Source organism: Thauera sp. (genome assembly GCF_035444905.1).
Classification (GTDB): Bacteria; Pseudomonadota; Gammaproteobacteria; order Burkholderiales; family Rhodocyclaceae; genus Thauera.
This window is the reverse complement of record NZ_DAOMPS010000157.1, coordinates 1-1,164: the sequence shown is the minus strand read 5'-3', so window position 1 is coordinate 1,164 and position 1,164 is coordinate 1. Positions and strand designations below refer to the sequence as shown.

The 1,164-nt window shown below is 32.2% G+C and carries 2 protein-coding genes; both read right to left on the bottom strand.

All coding sequences use genetic code 11. From position 1 onward, the window contains the following. Window positions 1-16: 16 nt before the first annotated feature. Window positions 17-535: an IS630 family transposase gene (locus tag PLC66_RS22780; protein WP_324544454.1), complete on the bottom strand. Its 519-nt coding sequence runs from the start codon at window positions 533-535 to the stop codon at window positions 17-19. Between the two features lie 38 nt (window positions 536-573). Beyond that, window positions 574-1,083: a hypothetical protein gene (locus PLC66_RS22775; protein ID WP_324544453.1), complete on the bottom strand. Its 510-nt coding sequence runs from the start codon at window positions 1,081-1,083 to the stop codon at window positions 574-576. Between the last annotated feature and the right edge of the window lie 81 nt (window positions 1,084-1,164).

The window sequence follows — 1,164 nt, the reverse complement described above, 5'->3', positions numbered from 1 at the left end:
ATACCATTTACATATATTACATAGTCCAATCAATTGATGAGAAAAAATAGCTAAATGCACATATAGATTTCACAGTAGATTTAGATAGGGTTTTGGTAGTTTCGATAAAAAACTCTGTTATTTGACTGAGAGAATTAAAAGATTTGTTTGTAAAAGCCCTTTTGAATAATGCCCATATTTTTTCAGCAGGATTAAGTTCAGGGCTATATGGTGGTAGGAATAATAGTTCTATATTTTCCGGTATTTTTAGCTTTTTAGCTTTATGAAAAGCTCCGTTGTCTAATAATAGTATTTTAAATTCATCGGGATTTTGTAATGACATATTATCCAAAAACAATTGAAACATATCTGCATTGCATTCGGGTAGTTCCAAAAGGAATTTATCTCCTGTTATAGGAGAGAAAGCACCGAAAAGATATGTATTTTCAAAAGTTTGCTGATAGTTACATATAGGTTTTAAACCTTTTACAGTGAGCATTCTTCCGCTTTTTGTATGCATTCCAAAACGAGATTCATCTCCTGCATATAAATTCACTCTTTGGTATTGGACAGGAATCCTTAATACTATGTCAATTATTTTTTGACCGAAGTTTTTTTTAAAGCCTCTGCTGCATGTTTATCTTTTTTAATGTGGCTTTTACGGGCAACCTTTATTTTAGTTTTAAAATGCCTTCTTGCGTATTCGTATAATGTTGTGTATTTCATGTTTTTTTCAAACTCCTTATTTACCCAATCCAATAATTCTTTATAACCTTGCAAGCCATTGGTCGGGTCGGCTAATTTAGAAGCTAATTCTTCGTGCTCTTTTTTATTTAAAATACTTGGCTTGAAACCCTTCCTACCATGTTTGAGAAGAACATCAATACCTCCTTCTATATACTGTCTCCTCCATTTCACAATACTGTTATGATTCGCCCCGGTATTTTTTGATAAATCACGCTTAGAGATACCACCTTTATTCTCGTGGCGTTTAATCTCAATGAGTACTTGAAGCCTTTTCCCGATTAATTCTCCGTATTGTCTTTGAAGTTGACGAAGCTCTTTGATACTCTCTGTAACTTTTATTTGAAGTGGTAATGACATGTCCAATTATTTTATAGTCCAAAGGTAAGAAAAAAAAATCTAACTCCAAATATTGGACTATTTATTTATTGGAATTGGTAT